Annotated in this window: 14 protein-coding genes and 2 tRNA genes; 8 read left to right on the plus strand and 8 right to left on the minus strand. The window is 36.3% G+C overall.

From position 1 onward, the window contains the following. Position 1: 1 nt before the first annotated feature. Complete coding sequence (locus BLR30_RS13270) at positions 2-301, plus strand: chaperone modulator CbpM (protein ID WP_089859744.1); 300 nt, start codon at positions 2-4, stop codon at positions 299-301. 131 nt (positions 302-432) lie between these two features. After that, on the plus strand, positions 433-960 hold the full coding sequence (locus BLR30_RS13275) for a hypothetical protein (protein ID WP_089859747.1): 528 nt from the start codon (positions 433-435) through the stop codon (positions 958-960). 82 nt (positions 961-1,042) lie between these two features. Here the strand turns inward: BLR30_RS13275 and BLR30_RS13280 are convergent, their stop codons facing one another. Further along, positions 1,043-2,026, minus strand: a complete 984-nt coding sequence (locus tag BLR30_RS13280; RefSeq protein ID WP_089859751.1) for a PLP-dependent cysteine synthase family protein — start codon at positions 2,024-2,026, stop codon at positions 1,043-1,045. Between the two features lie 266 nt (positions 2,027-2,292). Continuing rightward, on the minus strand, positions 2,293-3,522 hold the full coding sequence (locus BLR30_RS13285; protein WP_089859756.1) for an ABC transporter permease: 1,230 nt from the start codon (positions 3,520-3,522) through the stop codon (positions 2,293-2,295). Between the two features lie 4 nt (positions 3,523-3,526). Here BLR30_RS13285 and BLR30_RS13290 point away from each other — a divergent pair, with 4 nt between their 5' ends. Next, positions 3,527-4,738 carry an exo-beta-N-acetylmuramidase NamZ family protein gene (locus BLR30_RS13290; RefSeq protein WP_089860063.1) on the plus strand — a complete coding sequence of 404 codons (1,212 nt, stop codon included), beginning with the start codon at positions 3,527-3,529 and terminating at the stop codon, positions 4,736-4,738. Positions 4,739-4,836: 98 nt separating this feature from the next. Here the strand turns inward: BLR30_RS13290 and BLR30_RS13295 are convergent, their stop codons facing one another. From BLR30_RS13295 to fbp, 6 genes are all read right to left on the minus strand, one after another. Beyond that, on the minus strand, positions 4,837-5,043 hold the full coding sequence (locus tag BLR30_RS13295) for a hypothetical protein (RefSeq protein WP_089859759.1): 207 nt from the start codon (positions 5,041-5,043) through the stop codon (positions 4,837-4,839). Between the two features lie 6 nt (positions 5,044-5,049). Then, a complete protein-coding gene (locus tag BLR30_RS13300) occupies positions 5,050-5,682 on the minus strand; it encodes a DUF3575 domain-containing protein (RefSeq protein WP_228400769.1) in 633 nt (210 codons plus the stop codon). Then, positions 5,679-6,860 (minus strand): thioredoxin family protein, encoded by a 1,182-nt coding sequence (locus tag BLR30_RS13305; protein WP_089859762.1) that lies wholly within the window; start codon positions 6,858-6,860, stop codon positions 5,679-5,681. The genes BLR30_RS13300 and BLR30_RS13305 overlap by 4 nt, the downstream gene beginning before the upstream one ends. Positions 6,861-7,099: 239 nt before the next feature. After that, positions 7,100-8,773 carry a glutamine--tRNA ligase/YqeY domain fusion protein gene (locus tag BLR30_RS13310; RefSeq protein WP_089859765.1) on the minus strand — a complete coding sequence of 558 codons (1,674 nt, stop codon included), beginning with the start codon at positions 8,771-8,773 and terminating at the stop codon, positions 7,100-7,102. A gap of 565 nt (positions 8,774-9,338) precedes the next feature. Next, positions 9,339-10,343, minus strand: a complete 1,005-nt coding sequence (gene menC / locus BLR30_RS13315; protein WP_089859769.1) for an o-succinylbenzoate synthase — start codon at positions 10,341-10,343, stop codon at positions 9,339-9,341. After that, the gene (gene fbp / locus BLR30_RS13320; protein WP_089859772.1) at positions 10,344-11,360 is read right to left on the minus strand and encodes a class 1 fructose-bisphosphatase; all 1,017 of its coding nucleotides are present in this window, start codon (positions 11,358-11,360) and stop codon (positions 10,344-10,346) included. It lies immediately after the preceding gene. 315 nt (positions 11,361-11,675) lie between these two features. Between fbp and BLR30_RS13325 the strand changes: the two genes are divergently transcribed. The 5 genes from BLR30_RS13325 to BLR30_RS13345 all read left to right on the plus strand — a co-directional run bounded on the left by BLR30_RS13325 (position 11,676) and on the right by BLR30_RS13345 (position 16,538). Beyond that, positions 11,676-12,914, plus strand: coding sequence for an aspartate kinase (locus BLR30_RS13325; protein ID WP_089859775.1), 1,239 nt, complete (start codon positions 11,676-11,678; stop codon positions 12,912-12,914). 24 nt (positions 12,915-12,938) lie between these two features. Beyond that, positions 12,939-14,780 (plus strand): lysophospholipid acyltransferase family protein, encoded by a 1,842-nt coding sequence (locus BLR30_RS13330; RefSeq protein ID WP_089859780.1) that lies wholly within the window; start codon positions 12,939-12,941, stop codon positions 14,778-14,780. 96 nt (positions 14,781-14,876) lie between these two features. Next, a tRNA-Phe gene (locus BLR30_RS13335) sits at positions 14,877-14,949 on the plus strand. 115 nt (positions 14,950-15,064) lie between these two features. Beyond that, a tRNA-Phe gene (locus tag BLR30_RS13340) sits at positions 15,065-15,137 on the plus strand. Positions 15,138-15,296: 159 nt separating this feature from the next. Beyond that, entirely contained in the window at positions 15,297-16,538 is a 1,242-nt protein-coding gene (locus BLR30_RS13345) for an MFS transporter (protein WP_394332374.1), read from the plus strand. Positions 16,539-16,544: the final 6 nt, after the last annotated feature.

A 16,544-nucleotide genomic window follows, 5' to 3' on the forward strand; every position in this document is an offset into this window, starting at 1 on the left:
CATGAATGAAAGAATATCACGGGAAGAACTCGTAAAAATATACAATATTGAGATTACCTTTTTTGATGAACTGGTAGATTCCGGTTTGCTGAATATCCATACAGAAAACGAAATAAGATACCTGATGTATGAAGATCTGCCTTCTTTTGAAAGATTTACCAATTGGCATTATGATCTGGAAATCAATCTTCCGGGGCTTGAAGTGATTCACGATATGCTCAGAAAAATGGATGAGCTGAAGCAGAGAAATCGCGAGCTGATGACTAAGCTTTCGGCGATCAGTGATAAGTATGAGGAATGATAAATTTGAGCGTCTGAGAATTTTAGGGTGTGAGAGTCTTATAGTTTTAGGGTTAAAGAGTATAAGGGTTTTGGATTTGTGATGAAATGGATAGGTGGAAAAACTTATATTTGTATTCATAATTAATCGATATGAGTGAAGAGAGGGTAATCGTTCTGAAGCCGAAAAGGCAGGATTTTGAGGAAATATATTTCAGTGGTAATCAGGGAAGCCTGTTCTTTTCATCAACAACCCGCGGGAGAACAATAACAACCATTGTGGTCGGCCTTATCTTACTGATTTTATTGTTTTTCAGAGATGATTTCAGCAAGGAGAAAGCGGGAATTTTATATTTTGTCAGCTTCTTGTTCCTGTTGTGTGCTGTTTTTCTTTCAGTGAGCATCAACAAAGTTTCAAGATGGAAAAAACAGGTGGGGCATTATTTAACCAAGCTGGAGAAGTGCAGCATTTATGAGATTAGATTCGATGAAAATTTCTTCACTGTCAATATTGATGGCGATAAAGAAACCAGCGAATGGAAAGATTTTGAATTCTTTGACAGCAATAATGAATTTATCAGCATCGAAGGAAAGTATAGCTATATGTTTCCCCGAAAGTCAATGAGCGAGAAAGATTATAGCTTCCTGAAGCAGGTTTTAAAGCAGAGAATTAAGGAATAACATCTGTCAGGAAATAGTTTAATAAAATAAAAGAACTCAGAGCAAAATGTTCTGAGTTCTTTATGTATTATAGAGAAAACTTTTAATCCAGCCAGCCCATTTCTTTCATCCATTCATCGTTGTAGATTTTTCCTACATATCTTGATCCGTGATCATGAAGAAGAACGACAATGACATCATCTTTCGTAAACTGATCTTTCATCTGAACCAGAGAAGCGATGGCGCTTCCCGCAGAATATCCGCAGAAAATTCCTTCTTCTTTTGCCAGCTTTCTAGCATAAATGGCACCGTCTTTATCTGTTACTTTTTCAAAATGGTCGATCACTGCCATATCATAGTTTTCAGGAATGATATCTTCCCCGATCCCCTCCGTGATATAAGAGTAGGCATGATCGTAATGAAGCTCGCCGGTTTCATGATATTCCTTTAAGATCGATCCGTATGTATCGACACCGATTACTTTGATATTTGGATTTTTCTCCTTAAAGAAGGTTCCGCATCCGGTAATGGTACCTCCTGTTCCTGCTCCCACTACAAAATGGGTAAGCTTACCTTCAGTCTGTTCCCAGATTTCAGGTGCGGTAGATTCATAATGCGCTGCTCTGTTGGAGAGGTTATCATACTGATTGACGTACCATCCGTTTTCAGTTTCATTAGCCAGTCGTTTTGATACAGAATAATAGGAACGCGGATCTGTAGGTTTTACATCGGTAGGACAGACAATTACTTCAGCCCCTACAGCACGTAGAATATCGCATTTTTCTTTTGATTGTTTTGAGTTGGTTACAAAAATACATTTGTATCCTTTGATGATCGCTGCAAGAGCCAGCCCCATTCCTGTATTTCCGGAAGTCCCTTCGATGATCGTTCCGCCCGGCTTCAGCCTTCCGTCTTTTTCTGCGTCTTCAATCATTTTTACGGCCATTCTGTCTTTTACAGAATTCCCGGGATTGAAGGTCTCCACCTTTGCCAAAACTAATGCCGGAAAGTCTTCACCTAAAACTTTATTCAGTTTTACCAGTGGTGTATTTCCTATAGTTTCGAGGATGTTGTTTGCGTATTTCATAAATGTTTTTTAAAGAACAGCAAAGATACGGCTTTAAATTTTATTGAGCTTAAGGGATGGTAGGATTAAAGAATGTCAATGGTCAATTTCTATGAGTCAATGGTTAATTTTCCTGTGATTCTATATTCACTTGTGAAGCAAAATTCACCATTCAGCACTAATGTCAATAGTTAATTTCTGCGAGTCAATAGTTAATTTTCCTGTTACTCTACATTCACTTGTAAAGCAAAATTCACCATTCACAATTGACACAATTTTATTTTCCCTTAGTTATATTTAATCGCTTTCACCGGAGAAATCTTACTGATCAGGTAGCTTGGAATGATAAGCGCCAAGCCGGAAATGATAAGAATACCCAATGAAATGGAAATAATAACCAATGGATTAAGATCTACCGGAACAGTACTAACATAATAGTTCTCAGGATTCAGCTTGATAATGCCAAAGAACTTCTGAATCAGGATCAGGCCGAGACCGATCAGATTTCCATATAAAAGCCCCGGAATCATGATGATGAGTGTATAATTGATAAATGTTGCCCGAATCTGGGAATTGCTCGCTCCAAGTGTTTTAAGGAGACCGATGGAATTGGTTCTTTCGATAATAAGAATTAAAAGAACCATAATGATATTAATGACCACAACAATCAGCATAATAATGATGATGAGTGCGATATTGGTATCGAAAATACTGATCCAGTCTGTGATCTGCGGAAACTTTTCGGTGGCTTTCTCTGCATAGTTTTTATAGCCTATCAGCTTTTCGATTTCCGGAAAATCGGTATCTATGTCATTGACGTTTTTAAAGAAAATATCAATGCCACCAACTTCGTCCGGCTTCATATTCTGGATTTTCCGTACATGATTGATATCTCCGATCACAAACTGATCGTCGATCATTTTAATGTCAGTTTTATAGATTCCGACTACTTCAAATTTCCTGTAAATAGGCTGCTGATCTGTTTTTGAAAATACAGTCACAATACTGTCTTTCACTTTCAGATGCAGATCATTGGCAATTTTTTGGGAGATAACGACCCCGTTGTTGTAGCCTTTTTCGGTTACCTTTGGAGTGTTGCCAGCCAGCAGGAACTTTTTAAATCTGAGACTGTCAAAATCTTTTCCGATACCTTTAAAAATAATTCCTGCAAAATTATGCTCATTCCGCATAATCCCTGTGGTCGTCGCATATTTCTGTACCGATTCTACATCGGGAAGCTGGCGGATTTTCTTAGTGTCCAGTCCCTGATTATCAAGAACAGAGGTGTTGTATGAAGAATTAGATCTTGTAGATTTTACGGTAACATGTCCACTGAAATCTGCCAGTCTCTCTTTGATCGCTTTTTTGGAGCCGAATCCTGTGGAAACGGTAATTAAAGAAACAATGATTCCCAACGCTACAGAAAGTCTGCCGATGAAGATGATAACCCTTGAAAGGTTATTTTTGTTATCTTTGGAAAACGCTATTTTTCTAGAGAAATATAAAGGAAATTTCAAGCTTATGAATTTAGATTTCAAAATTAAAAATTTACTTCTTATTTGCCTAATTTTTTTAGGAGTATTCCATCAATATTATTCTCAGACTCAAGCTACACACGGTTTCAAAACGGGTGCCGACCAACCGGAAATATATCTGCCTTTGCTGAAAGGAAAAACGGTCGGCGTGGTTACCAATCAGACCGGATTGATTAACGACAGAACGCATGTGGTTGATTTTTTAGTGAAGAACGGAATTAAAATTAAATCGATCTTTGCGCCTGAACATGGTTTCAGAGGCGATGCCGATGCCGGTGAAAAAGTAAAAAACGGAGTGGATGTAAAAACAGGAATTCCTATTGTTTCTCTGTACGGAAATAATAAAAAGCCAAAACCTGAACAATTAAAAGGTATTGATATAGTAGTTTTTGATATCCAGGATGTTGGTGTACGTTTTTACACTTACATTTCGACATTAACTTATTTAATGGAGGCCGGAGCGGAAAATAATGTTGAGGTGATGGTGCTTGACCGACCGAATCCACACGATGGCTACACAGACGGACCTGTTCTTGATAAAAAATGGAGCAGTTTCGTGGGAATGCATGAAGTCCCTGTCGTATATGGTCTTACAATCGGTGAATATGGCAAAATGGTAAATGGTGAAAAATGGCTGAAAAACGGTATTCAGGCAAAATATACCTTGATTCCCATGAAGAATTATCATAAAAAATTAAGATATCCGATGTTGGAAAAGCCATCACCTAATTTACCCAACGACAAATCAATTAATCTGTATCCAAGTTTATGTTTTTTTGAAGGTACTCAGGTTTCTGTCGGAAGAGGAACGGATCTTCCTTTCCAGATTTACGGCTCGCCGTGGACGAAAGATTTACCTTATCAGTTTACCCCTAAACCAAATTTCGGGGCAAAAGATCCTTTCTTAAATGGAAAGCTTTGTTTTGGAGAAAATCTTTCAAACTATCCGGAAGATTTAAGAGCTTTAAATCTTGAATGGATCATCAAAGCGTATAAAAATTATAAAAACCCTGAACTTGATTTCTTTCTTAAACCTGCTGCGGGTAAGAATTTCTGGTTTGATACTTTAGCAGGGAATGATGAATTTAGGAAACAGATCGTTTCCGGAAAATCCATTGCTGAGATTAAAGCATCATGGAAGCCCGATCTGGAAAAATTTGAGAAGATCAGAAAGAAGTACGTTATTTATGAAAATTAATATTGGCGAATAGTCAAATGGTGAATTTGAATTAGCCGATCAATTTTGAAGATTCACAAAGCTTGAGCGAATTGACCATTGGTCTCTAATTCACTTTTTTAGTCAAAATCATGTGGCGGATTTTTATCATCTTTGCCTTTGTTCATGATGAATAAACCAATTGACAACCCGATTACTCCTGCAGCTCCGATCATTAAAGCTCTTTGCAGTTTATCTGCTTCGTTATTTCCAAGATAGTTCATCAAAAACAGTATGGCAAAAGTTATAACGCAGATAATCAGGTGATTTTTTCCGAATAGTTTCATTTGGGATTATTTTAATTTATAAGAAATCATGACACCTCCTCTGTAGGGAAGAATTTCACCACTTCTGTTGAATTTGTTATCTTTTTTATCGTAACGTTCTCCTGTAGTTCTGTCGTAGCCTTTATAAAAATCCTGTGAACTTCCTACAGTTCCGTACAAATCAATATTCCACCTATCGGAAACTTTAAACTGATATCCCAACGTAATACCCAAAATTACCGAATAGCCTTTCTGATAAAGATCTGAGGTTTTAAAAACTTCTCCAAAGTCATTATAATAAGGATCATCAGACCAATAATTCCATTTTTGTAAAACAAATGATGATGCGGCGATGTTGGCTCCTACATAAAAATGTTTAAAAGCCTCATTAAAATAATATCTTCCCTCCGCAGATAGTGAATAATACTGCATTTCATGGCCTGAAAATGACTTCCATGGTGAAATCAAAACATCTCCCTGTATGGTAATTTTTTTGGTGAGCTGATGTTCAAGAGCTAAATTAACAACCCCAATAGGAATGAGCAGTGCATTACCTTTTACATAAACACTGGTTTCATTACTTTGTTCTACTTCCTGAGCTTGTAAATTTCCGAGTAAAAATACAGTAAGAAATGCTGTAATGAATTTAATTTTCATCATTTGCTGTTGATTTGATTTAGTAATGTATCTGCTAAAGTTGAGTCTTTCTGAGCCTGGTTGGCCATTTTTTTTGACATTTCAGCATACGTTTTTGCCTGATCTTTATTTCCTGTAAGGAAGTACAATTTTGCAAGAATATAGGTGTTTTCTGAAGTTTCTCCGCGCATGACAGACTTTTCGGCCCATTCCGCCGCTTTTTTGAGAGACGTAGGATTGTTGATATGCTCAGAAAATATCCATGCGGCTTTTAGCAATTCATTAGGTTCAAAAGCGTCAGAATTTTTGTAATAAACAAGCGCTGCCTTTTCATATTCCGGAAAATTTGCATTTTGCTCGTAATAGCTGAGTTTTGTCTGATTGAGTTTTACTTCTGCATCATGCTTTCCTACAAGTGGCTCGGCCATATTCATGAAATAGTCATCGTCGATTTTTTTGTTCTGACTGTCGATGGATTGTTCAACGATTTTTCCGAGTTTTAGCTGATTATCAAATTCTCGGTAGGTTTCTTCGGGCAGAAATTTGATGATCTCAGCTTTTCTTTGGGTGAAGACTTTATAATTTTTATCCTCAGAAGATTTCAGAAAAAAGAGTAAAAGACCGATGTCGTCTTTGGTGAGTTCTGATGTTTTTTCTTTATTTTCAAAGTATCTTTCTGAAGCTTTTTTAGCGAAATCAAAATCTGAAGAAGAGTTTAGCCTCATTATATTAATGAGAAATTCAGGATCTTTTTCACCCTTTTCAAAACGTTCTTTTAAGGTTCCTTTTTTGTTGTTTGGCGAATTGATGTCCTGTGCCATGGAAAGAAACATGCTTTCTTCCATATATCCGAAATTTTGCGAAACAAGCTCTCCGTCGCCGTTCAGAAAGAGATACGTAGGATAGGATCGTACGCCGAATTTGGCAGCGATTTCTCTCCCTTCACCTTTTTCCATATCAAACCTGGCATTCACAAAGTTGGAATTGTAATAGTCTCCTACTGTTTTTTTTGTGAAAATATTTCTTTCCATCATTTTGCACGGGCCACACCATGAAGTATAAGCATCGATAAAAACGATTTTGTTTTCTTTTTTTGCTTTTGCGATAAGATCTTTAAATGGCAGTTCCTGAAAGTGAATAGCTTCCTGGGCAAATGTTGCGATGGCTGAAAATAAAAATAAACAGGAGACAATCTTCTTCATTTTTCAATAAAAAATTAAAAAGCGAATATACTTATTTTCAACGTAAAAAAGGGGAGTCTATTATTGAATTTATGATTTATCTTTTGCTTTAACAAAGGTTTAACAAATGCTTTTAACAGATTGGGATGACTGTAAACTTCTTAATTTAGGATTTTAAAATTTAGCGAACTTATTCGTATTTTAAACAAAAAAACAGGACTTAAATTAAGGCCTGTTTCATTTATTGATGATAAATAATTTTATTCCGGTTTATAAGAATCTTTTAATGTTACAGTTCTGTTGAATACCAGTCTGCCTTCAGTAGAATCCTTATCTTTTGTAAAATAGCCAATTCTCTGGAATTGAAGAGGTTCTCCTACTGCTACATCTTTTAAGCCAGGTTCAGCAAATCCCTGAACGATTGTTACAGATTCAGGATTTATGAAGTTTAGAAAATCCACGTCTTTTTCTGCATCAGGCTGTTCTACTGTAAATAATTTGTCATAATTTCTTACCTCCACAGGAATAGCATGCTTGGCAGATACCCAGTGAATAGTTCCTTTTACTTTTCTTAAACTTTCTTCGGTTCCACTTCCTGACTTTGATTTTTCGTCGTACGTTGCGTAAATGGTTGTAATATTTCCATTCTCATCTTTTTCTACCCTTTCACCTTTGATGATGTAGGCAGATTTTAAGCGGACTTCACCACCCAGTTTGAGTCTGAAAAATTTATTATTCGCTTCTTCTTTAAAGTCTTCACGTTCAATATATAGTTCTCTAGAAAAAGGAATTTCTCTTGTTCCTGCATTTTCCTGCTCAGGATTATTTTCTGTTTCCAGCCATTCTTCTTTTCCTTCAGGATAGTTTTCAATAACCAGCTTGACAGGATCAACGACGGTCATAACACGTTTCGCTACTTTATTCAGATCTTCACGAACGCAGAATTCCAGTAACTGAATTTCAATAAGATTTTCTCTTTTGGCAACACCTACTTTCTCAATAAAATTCCTGATAGCGGTAGCTGTGTATCCCTTTCTTCTCATTCCTGAAATGGTAGGCATTCTCGGATCATCCCAACCGGTTACTGCTTTTTCGGCGATCAGCCTTTGCAGTTTTCTTTTGGAAGTAATCATATAGGAAACATTCATTCGGGCAAATTCTCTTTGCTTATTTCTTACCTTAGTTTCATCATATACCTGATCTAAATACCAGTCGTACAAAGGTCTGTGGTTTTCAAATTCCAAAGAACACAAAGAATGTGAAATTTGCTCTATATAATCAGATTCACCGTGCGCCCAATCGTACATAGGATATATTTTCCATGCAGTTCCGGTTCTGTGGTGAGGTCTTCTCAGAATTCTGTACATCACAGGATCACGCATGTTCATATTGGGAGAAGTCATGTCGATTTTAGCCCGAAGAGACATTGAACCTTCTTCAAATTCTCCGTTCTTCATTCTTTCAAACAGGTCTAAAGATTCTTCGGCAGGCCGGTTTCTGTATGGAGATTCTACTCCAGGTTCGGCAGGATTTTTTCGTTGCTCGGTAATGACTTCAGACGGTTGCTCATCTACATAAGCTTTTCCTTCTTTAATCAGCTGTACCGCCCAATCATAAAGCTGCTGGAAGTAATCGGAGGCGTACAAAACTTTATCCCATTTGAAACCCAGCCATTCAACGTCTTTCATAATAGAATCTACGAATTCCTGTTCTTCTTTTTCAGGATTCGTATCGTCGAAACGAAGGTTCACGGGAGCATTGTATTTTTCACCCAAACCAAAGTTGATGCAGATTGCTTTTGTATGACCTACATGCAGATAACCATTGGGTTCAGGTGGAAAACGGAAACGGATCTGATCTTTTTTCAGTCCGTTTGCCAAATCATCTTCGATAATTTGCTCAATAAAATTGAGTGATTTTTTTTCTTCTTCCATTAAAATTCGCTTTAAAATGCCGTACACACGACAATTTGCAAATTTAGCAAAATTTAAAGTTTTACGAAAATTATAATTTAAAGTATAATTAGTTTTGCCTCAGTATTTTTACCTATCTTTGAGGTGACTAAAAAAACCATTACTTAAATTATATTTCATCATGATTCCGAAAGATTCTAAACAGCAAGAAAGCTTTTTACAAATTATAGCCAATATTTCTTTTTAAGGTTAAATACCTGTTCAATTTAATGCATTTATATTAATAAAATTTAAAGCAGATTCAATCCGTTATTAAACAGTTGGTTAGGTTGTTTTGTAGAAAATAAGGCATCAAGAAATGGGAAAAATGCTGTATTATGGCATAAAGATTGCAAACGATTAAGCACACGGAATACTAAAACAGAATACTAAATAATATTATTATGAAAAAGGTTAAAAAAAGTTTTTCTTCATTATTAGAATACATTAGAAAGGCAATTTTCGTAGAAGATGTTATCTAGAAGAGTCACTAAATCCTAAAAACAAGTAAGTTATTCAGACAAATCTGACGAAATCCAATTTAAAATTAATTTTTAAAGTACAGTAACTCTCCTTTCAGAGCAAGATCTGATTCGAAATTATTGACAAATAATGATCCGGTACCCAAACCTTGTGGCATCGGATTTTTTTTGGTAAATGTATATTGTGCAATGGCATTCAGCCCGATATTGCTTTCCAATGCGGAAGTAATCCACCAGTTGATATTTCTCTCTTCAGCAAGTGAAATCCATTCATCAGAACCGGAAAATCCGCCTATCAAAGAAGGCTTCAAAATAATGTATTGAGGCTTTACACGATCAAGAAGTTTAATCTTTTCACTAACCTCAATAATGCCTATCAGTTCTTCATCAAGAGCAATCGGAGTGGGAGTTTCTGCGCATAATTCAGCCATATCATTCCAATTTCCGGATTTTATAGGTTGTTCTATAGAATGAATCTGCAGTTCTGCCAATTGTTGCAAAACAATTTTTGCCTCATCTTTCGTAAAACCGCCGTTGGCATCTACGCGAAGTTCCAGCATCTCTTTTGAAAACTTCTGTCTTAATTTTTTAAGAATTTCATGTTCTGATTTCCAGTTGACACCAATTTTTAATTTAATACAATGAAAGCCTTTGTCCAGTTTATCCTGAATCTGCTCTTCCATAAAACTGATATCACCCATCCAAATAAGTCCGTTAATAATTATGGGAGTTTTTCCTTCCGTAAATTCACTTGGGAAATACAGGTTTTTACCATGTCTTAAATTCAGAATAGCCTGCTCGTAGCCAAACCAGATCGACGGAAATTCTTTTAATTCATCCTTTAAAAATTCAGAATTCTGCTGAATATTTTCGCAAAGCCACCGAAGTTTTTGCTCATAATCTGGTCTGTCGTCGAAACTTAGCCCTCTGAAAACAGCACATTCTCCTGTTCCTTTATTTCCGTTTTCTGAAATTTCAAGAATAAAAGTTTCTTTTTCATTCAAAACGCCGCGAGATGTTCCACCCGGGCGTTTAAATTTTAATAGATGTCTGAAATATTCTGCTTTCATTTATTTCACACTGTCGATTCTCATAAATTCTTCTGCCTTTTCCACCATATCAACACTACCACAGAAGAAAGGTATTCTCTGGTGCAGTTCGGTAGGCTCTATTTCAAGGATTCTTCTGAATCCGTCGGTTGCTTTTCCTCCTGCCTGCTCTGCAAGAAATGCCATCGGATTGCACTCGTATAATAATCTTAGTTTTCCATTGGGAGCCTGTGAGTAAGAAGGATAAATATAAATTCCGCCTTTCAGCATATTTCTGTGGAAATCAGCAACTAAAGAGCCAATATATCTTGATGTGTAAGGCCGGTCGCCTTCTTCCATCTGACAATATTTAAGATAATTCTTTACACCTTGTGGAAATTTGATATAATTTCCTTCGTTGATGGAATAGATTTTTCCTGTTTTTGGGAAAGTCATATTCGGATGAGAAAGATAATAGGTTCCCAGAGAAGGATCCAGTGTAAAACCGTTTACGCCGTTTCCGGTAGTATAAACGATCATGGTTGATGATCCGTAGATTACATATCCTGCAGCGATCTGATTAATTCCTTTTTGTAAAAAGTCTTCCAGCTGAACCGGAGTTCCAGGTTCTGTAACCCTTCTGAAAATTGAAAAAATTGTTCCTACAGAAACATTAACATCAATATTTGAAGACCCGTCAAGAGGATCGATTAATACTACATATTTGCTCAGATGACCGTTTTCTCCACATTTTATGTCAATGAAATCATCGTTTTCCTCAGAGGCAATTCCGCAAACCACTTCTCTTTGAGATAAAGCTGTAATAAAAATCTCATTGGCGATGACATCAAGCTTTTGCTGTTCTTCACCCTGAACGTTTTCGTTCCCTGCTTTCCCGATAATATCTGCAATTCCTGCTTTGTTCACTTCCCTGTTTACCACTTTCGAAGCTAATCTTATTGCACTCAGAAGACGAGAAAATTCACCTGTAGAATATTGGAAATCATCCTGCTTATCAATAAGAAATTCTCCTAAAGTCTGTAATGGTTGATCTGGCATATTTTTCTTTTTACGATTTCTCCAAATTTCGTAAAAATTATTACATTTAAAAACAAATATTAAGAAAAGACCTTATCTGTTGTTTATCAGTGTTATAGGGTTTTGTTTTTTACGTTTTGGCAGGAGCTTATCATAAAAAACTGCCCCCGAAATGACCAGGTATATCATAATATTCTTAATATCATTATAATTTTAATGAAATCTTAAGCCAAACCCGCCATCGCACTCTTTCATATCTCGTTGTAAATTTATAATTTTGACACCCGTAAAATATTCCCACAAATTTTATCTAACAATTTTATTATTAACAATTTAATGAAAATTTTCAAGTTTGGTGGAGCATCGGTAAAGGATGCTGAAAGTGTAAAAAATGTTTCCATGGTATTAGAAAGCCAGGGATTTTCAAAATGCCTGCTGGTAATTTCGGCAATGGGCAAAACGACAAATGAGTTGGAAAAAGTGGTGGAACTTTATTTCAAGAAAGATAACTTTCAGACTGAAATTGAAAAAATAAAACGAAAACACATTGAGATCGCGGAAGGATTATTCCCTGAAAATCACGCTGTTTTTGCAGAAATAAATCTTTTTTTTGATGATATCGACTCTTTTTTGAGAAGAAACAAATCTCCGAACTACAACTTTGTGTACGATCAGGTGGTGAGCTGCGGAGAAATGATTTCCACTAAAATTGTGAGTGAATATTTAAACGAGATCCAGTTTACCAATCAGTGGCTGGATGCCCGGGATTATATAAAAACGGATAATTCTTACCGGGAAGGCGTGGTAGACTGGGCTAAAACGGAAGAATTTATTTCAAACCTCAACAAAGAAATATGCTACGTCACTCAGGGGTTTATCGGGTCGGATGAAAATAATTTTACGGTAACTTTAGGAAGAGAAGGATCCGACTATTCTGCGGCTATTTTTGCTTACTGCCTTAATGCAGACACCATGACCATCTGGAAAGACGTTCCTGGAGTGATGACGGGAGATCCAAGAAAATTTAAGGATGTAACGCTTCTTTCTAATATTTCCTATGAAGAAGCGATTGAAATGGCATACTATGGTGCGAGTGTCATTCACCCGAAAACTTTACAGCCACTTCAGCAGAAGAATATTCCTTTTTATGTAAAATCTTTCGTAGATCCCACAAAGGAAGGAACAAAGGTAGGTGCTTCGGATAAAAATCAAAGCGAAGAAACATATATTTTAAAAGAACATCAGACGCTTCTGAAAATTTCAACAAGAGACTTTTCCTTCATTGCAGAAGACCATATGAGCTTAATTTTCGGATATTTGTCCAAGTATAAAATTAAAGTTTCTCTGATGCAGAATTCTGCCATTTCACTGGCTTTATGTCTTGAAGATAAGTTTAACAATATAGACGAACTAAACGAAGAACTTCAGAAAGTATTCCGTACGGAAGTGGTAAAAAATGTATCTTTATTTACTGTAAGGAATGCGAAGATGGATCATATTGATCAATTCTACCAGGAAAAAAGTGTATTATTGGAACAAATTTCTAAAAATACACTTCAAATGGTAACACAATAAAACTAATTGCGACTAACCACACACATGAGTTTAATTTCGAAAAACGATTTAATAAAGGCTTCCGGCTTACATAAAATAGGATTTCTTAAAAATCCTGTAGCATCTGCTGTGATGAGCATTGCTAAAATAAATGAAGTAAACAAACTATACGATAAACTGAAAGACAAGGAAGGCAAAGACTTTTTCGACTCATTTGTGAGAGAGCGGAACTTAAGCTATATCGCGTTTGAAGAAGATCTTGCAAAAATCCCGAAAACGGGACCTTTTATTTTGGTTTCCAATCATCCGCTTGGTGCGATCGACGGAATTCTGATGTGCAAGATTCTTTCAGAAGTGCGGCCGGATTTTAAGGTGATGGGGAATTTCCTTTTGGAAAAAATAAAGCCGATGGAACCTTATGTAATTTCCGTAAATCCTTTTGAAAACAGAAAAGAAGCCTACAGCAGTTCATCAGGAATGCGCGAAACGCTTAAACATCTCCAAAACGGTGGCTGTATAGGGATTTTTCCGGCAGGAGAAGTTTCAAACAAGAACAATCCTTACGGGGAAATTTTAGATAAAGAATGGGAAAAACCGGCACTTAAGCTTATAAGAATGGCAAAAGTTCCGGTGGTTCCCATGTATTTCCATGCCAAAAACAGCAGGATGTTTTATCAGATGGCTAAACTTCATCCGAGTCTTCAGACAATGATGCTTCCTGCAGAAATGATGAGTGACAGGGAAGAGCCTATCAGAATAAGAATAGGCAGACCTATTGCTGTAAAAGCGATGGACGATATGGAAAGTATTGAAGAGCTGGGAGACTTTCTGAAGCGTAAGGTTTATATGATGAAATCTTATTACGAAAAAAGAAAATCATTGGCGCAAAGCATTAATCTTCAGAATCTTTCGTTGAAATTTCCTTTAATGAAAGAAGAAAATATTGTTCAGAATATCATCGACGAAACTCCGAAAGAAGATATCCTCAAAGACATCAATAAGCTGAAAGGTACCGATAAAATGTTTTTCAGCAACGGAAATTATGAAGTCTACTTCACCAACTACGAAGAAATTCCTTCTATTATGAGAGAAATCGGCCGCCAGCGAGAGCTTACATTCCGGGCGGTGGGTGAGGGCAGCAACCTTCCTTTTGATCTCGATGAATATGATAAGCATTACCATCATCTTTTCCTTTGGGATAATGCCGAAGAAAGACTTGTAGGAGCTTACAGAATGGCTTTGGGAAGAGAAGTCATGAAAAAATCCGGGATTAAAGGATTTTACACCAGCTCACTGTTTGAATTTGAGCAGGATATTCATCCTTTCTTTAAGAAAGTTATTGAAATGGGACGCGCCTATATCTGTCAGGAATATCAGCAAAAGCCACTTCCGCTTTTTCTTTTATGGAGAGGAATTGTACATGTCTGTTTAAGAAATCCAGATCATAAATTTTTGATGGGCGGTGTAAGTATTTCCAATAAATTTTCTGAGTTTTCCAAATCGCTGATGATTGAATTTATGCGGTCGAATTATTATGATTCTGCTGTAGCTCAATATATTACTCCGAGAAATGAATATAAAGTAAAGCTTAGAGACCGGGATAAAAATCTTTTCTTTGATGAAATGGAATCTGATCTGAACAAATTAGATAAAATCATTGATGATCTTGAACCTGAACTAAGACTGCCTGTTTTAATTAAAAAATACATCAAGCAAAACGCAAAAGTGATTGCGTTTAATGTAGATCCCAATTTCAATGATGCAATTGACGGTTTAATGTACATCAGAATAAGTGACCTTCCTGAAAGTACGATAAAGCCTGTACTGGAGGAGATGAGCGAGCAGATTCGTAAAGAACAGGAAAATAATTCGATTGAAAATCAGTAAGTTTTAAGTTTTGTTAAAAAAAGTATTGTTAATACTTGCTTCATATGCCAAAACTTACTACTTTTGCATCACTTTAAAACAACGAAGTAAAAGAATGGTTTCTTAGCTCAGTTGGTAGAGCAATGGATTGAAAATCCATGTGTCCCTGGTTCGATTCCTGGAGAAACCACAAAAAACCACCTGTAAAAAGGTGGTTTTCTTTTCAAAATTGTTTTAAATTAAAACTTGTAAAAGTTAATAATTATCATTACTTTTGCACCACTTCAAAAACGAAGTAAAAGAATGGTTTCTTAGCTCAGTTGGTAGAGCAATGGATTGAAAATCCATGTGTCCCTGGTTCGATTCCTGGAGAAACCACTTAAAGTCATCTCAATCGGGATGACTTTTTTTACTTATAGGAAAGAATTTAAGTATTCTGAAATTATTCTTTCTCACAAACCGATCTCTCCTTTAGCGACTAACCCTTAAACAAAAGGGAATATATAAATAATAGTAGTAATAAACTAAACATAAAATATAGTGAAGCTTATATATCTCTATACAAATTCATTCAAAGGGCTTTCTAAAGAGAGCTGGATGCTGGCATTGGTAATGCTCATCAATCGTGCCGGATCAATGGTACTTCCTTTTTTGGGAGTTTATATGACCAATCATTTGCATTTCAGCATTGAGAATACCGGGATTGTACTCAGTTTTTTTGGAATCGGTTCTGTCATCGGATCCTGGCTTGGTGGATTCATCACCGATAAAATCGGAGAATATAAAGTGCAATATCTCAGCTTGCTACTGAGTGTTCCATTATTTTGCCTGATTCCCGTTTTTAAAACAGAAATAGGAGTAGGTGCTATTATTTTAATTCAGAGTATTGTAAGTGATTCCTTCCGGCCGGCCAACTCGGTTGCCATTACCAAATATGCAAAGCCTGAAAATATTACGCGTGCATTTTCACTAAATCGGATGGCTGTTAATTTGGGATTCTCCATCGGTCCTGCTCTAGGAGGAATCTTATCGGCCATTTCGTACGAATTCTTATTTTTCACCAATGCTTTAGCGGCGTTTATGGCAGGTATTCTTTATATTATCTTCTTTAAAAAACGAAATAAAGTAGCCAGGCTGAAGGCTAAAAAAGTAAAAGAAGTAATTGAAATTAAAAAAGAAAATTCGCCTTATCGGGATGGTAAGTTTTTGATATACTGTTTTTTCTGTATGTTGTTTTCTATATGTTTTTTTCAGCTTTTCAGTACTCTTACGATCTTTTATAAAAATACGGCAAAGCTTAGCCAGGAGCATATAGGGTATATTCTCGGTTACAGCGGATTTTTGGTTGTTTTGCTGGAAATGGGTCTTGTTCAGATTGCTGAGAAATATTTCAGCCTTGCTGTAACGATGTTTCTGGGAACTTTTATCTGTGGGCTTTCCTATGCAATGCTGGGATTCGATCACAGTATGCTGACTCTTATTCTGTCAATGAGTTTTCTCTGTGTAGGTGAGATCTGGGCTTTACCTTTCATGGCAACAATCACCGCATTGAGATCAGGGAAAAATAATAAAGGAGCCTATATGGGGTTGAATGGAATTTCTTTTTCTATTGCTTTTATCATAACACCTTATCTGGGAACGATGATCGCAGAAAAATTTGGTTTTACATTATTATGGATCGGAACCGGGGTTTTAGCAACATTCATTGCGATTGCCTTTTATTTTATTGTTCCGTGGATGATTAAGGACAGAAAAGAAACTGATAAATCCTATGTATAGTTTGTT

Origin of the sequence: Chryseobacterium taeanense, from assembly GCF_900099685.1 — a bacterium.
GTDB lineage: Bacteria > Bacteroidota > Bacteroidia > Flavobacteriales > Weeksellaceae > Chryseobacterium > Chryseobacterium taeanense.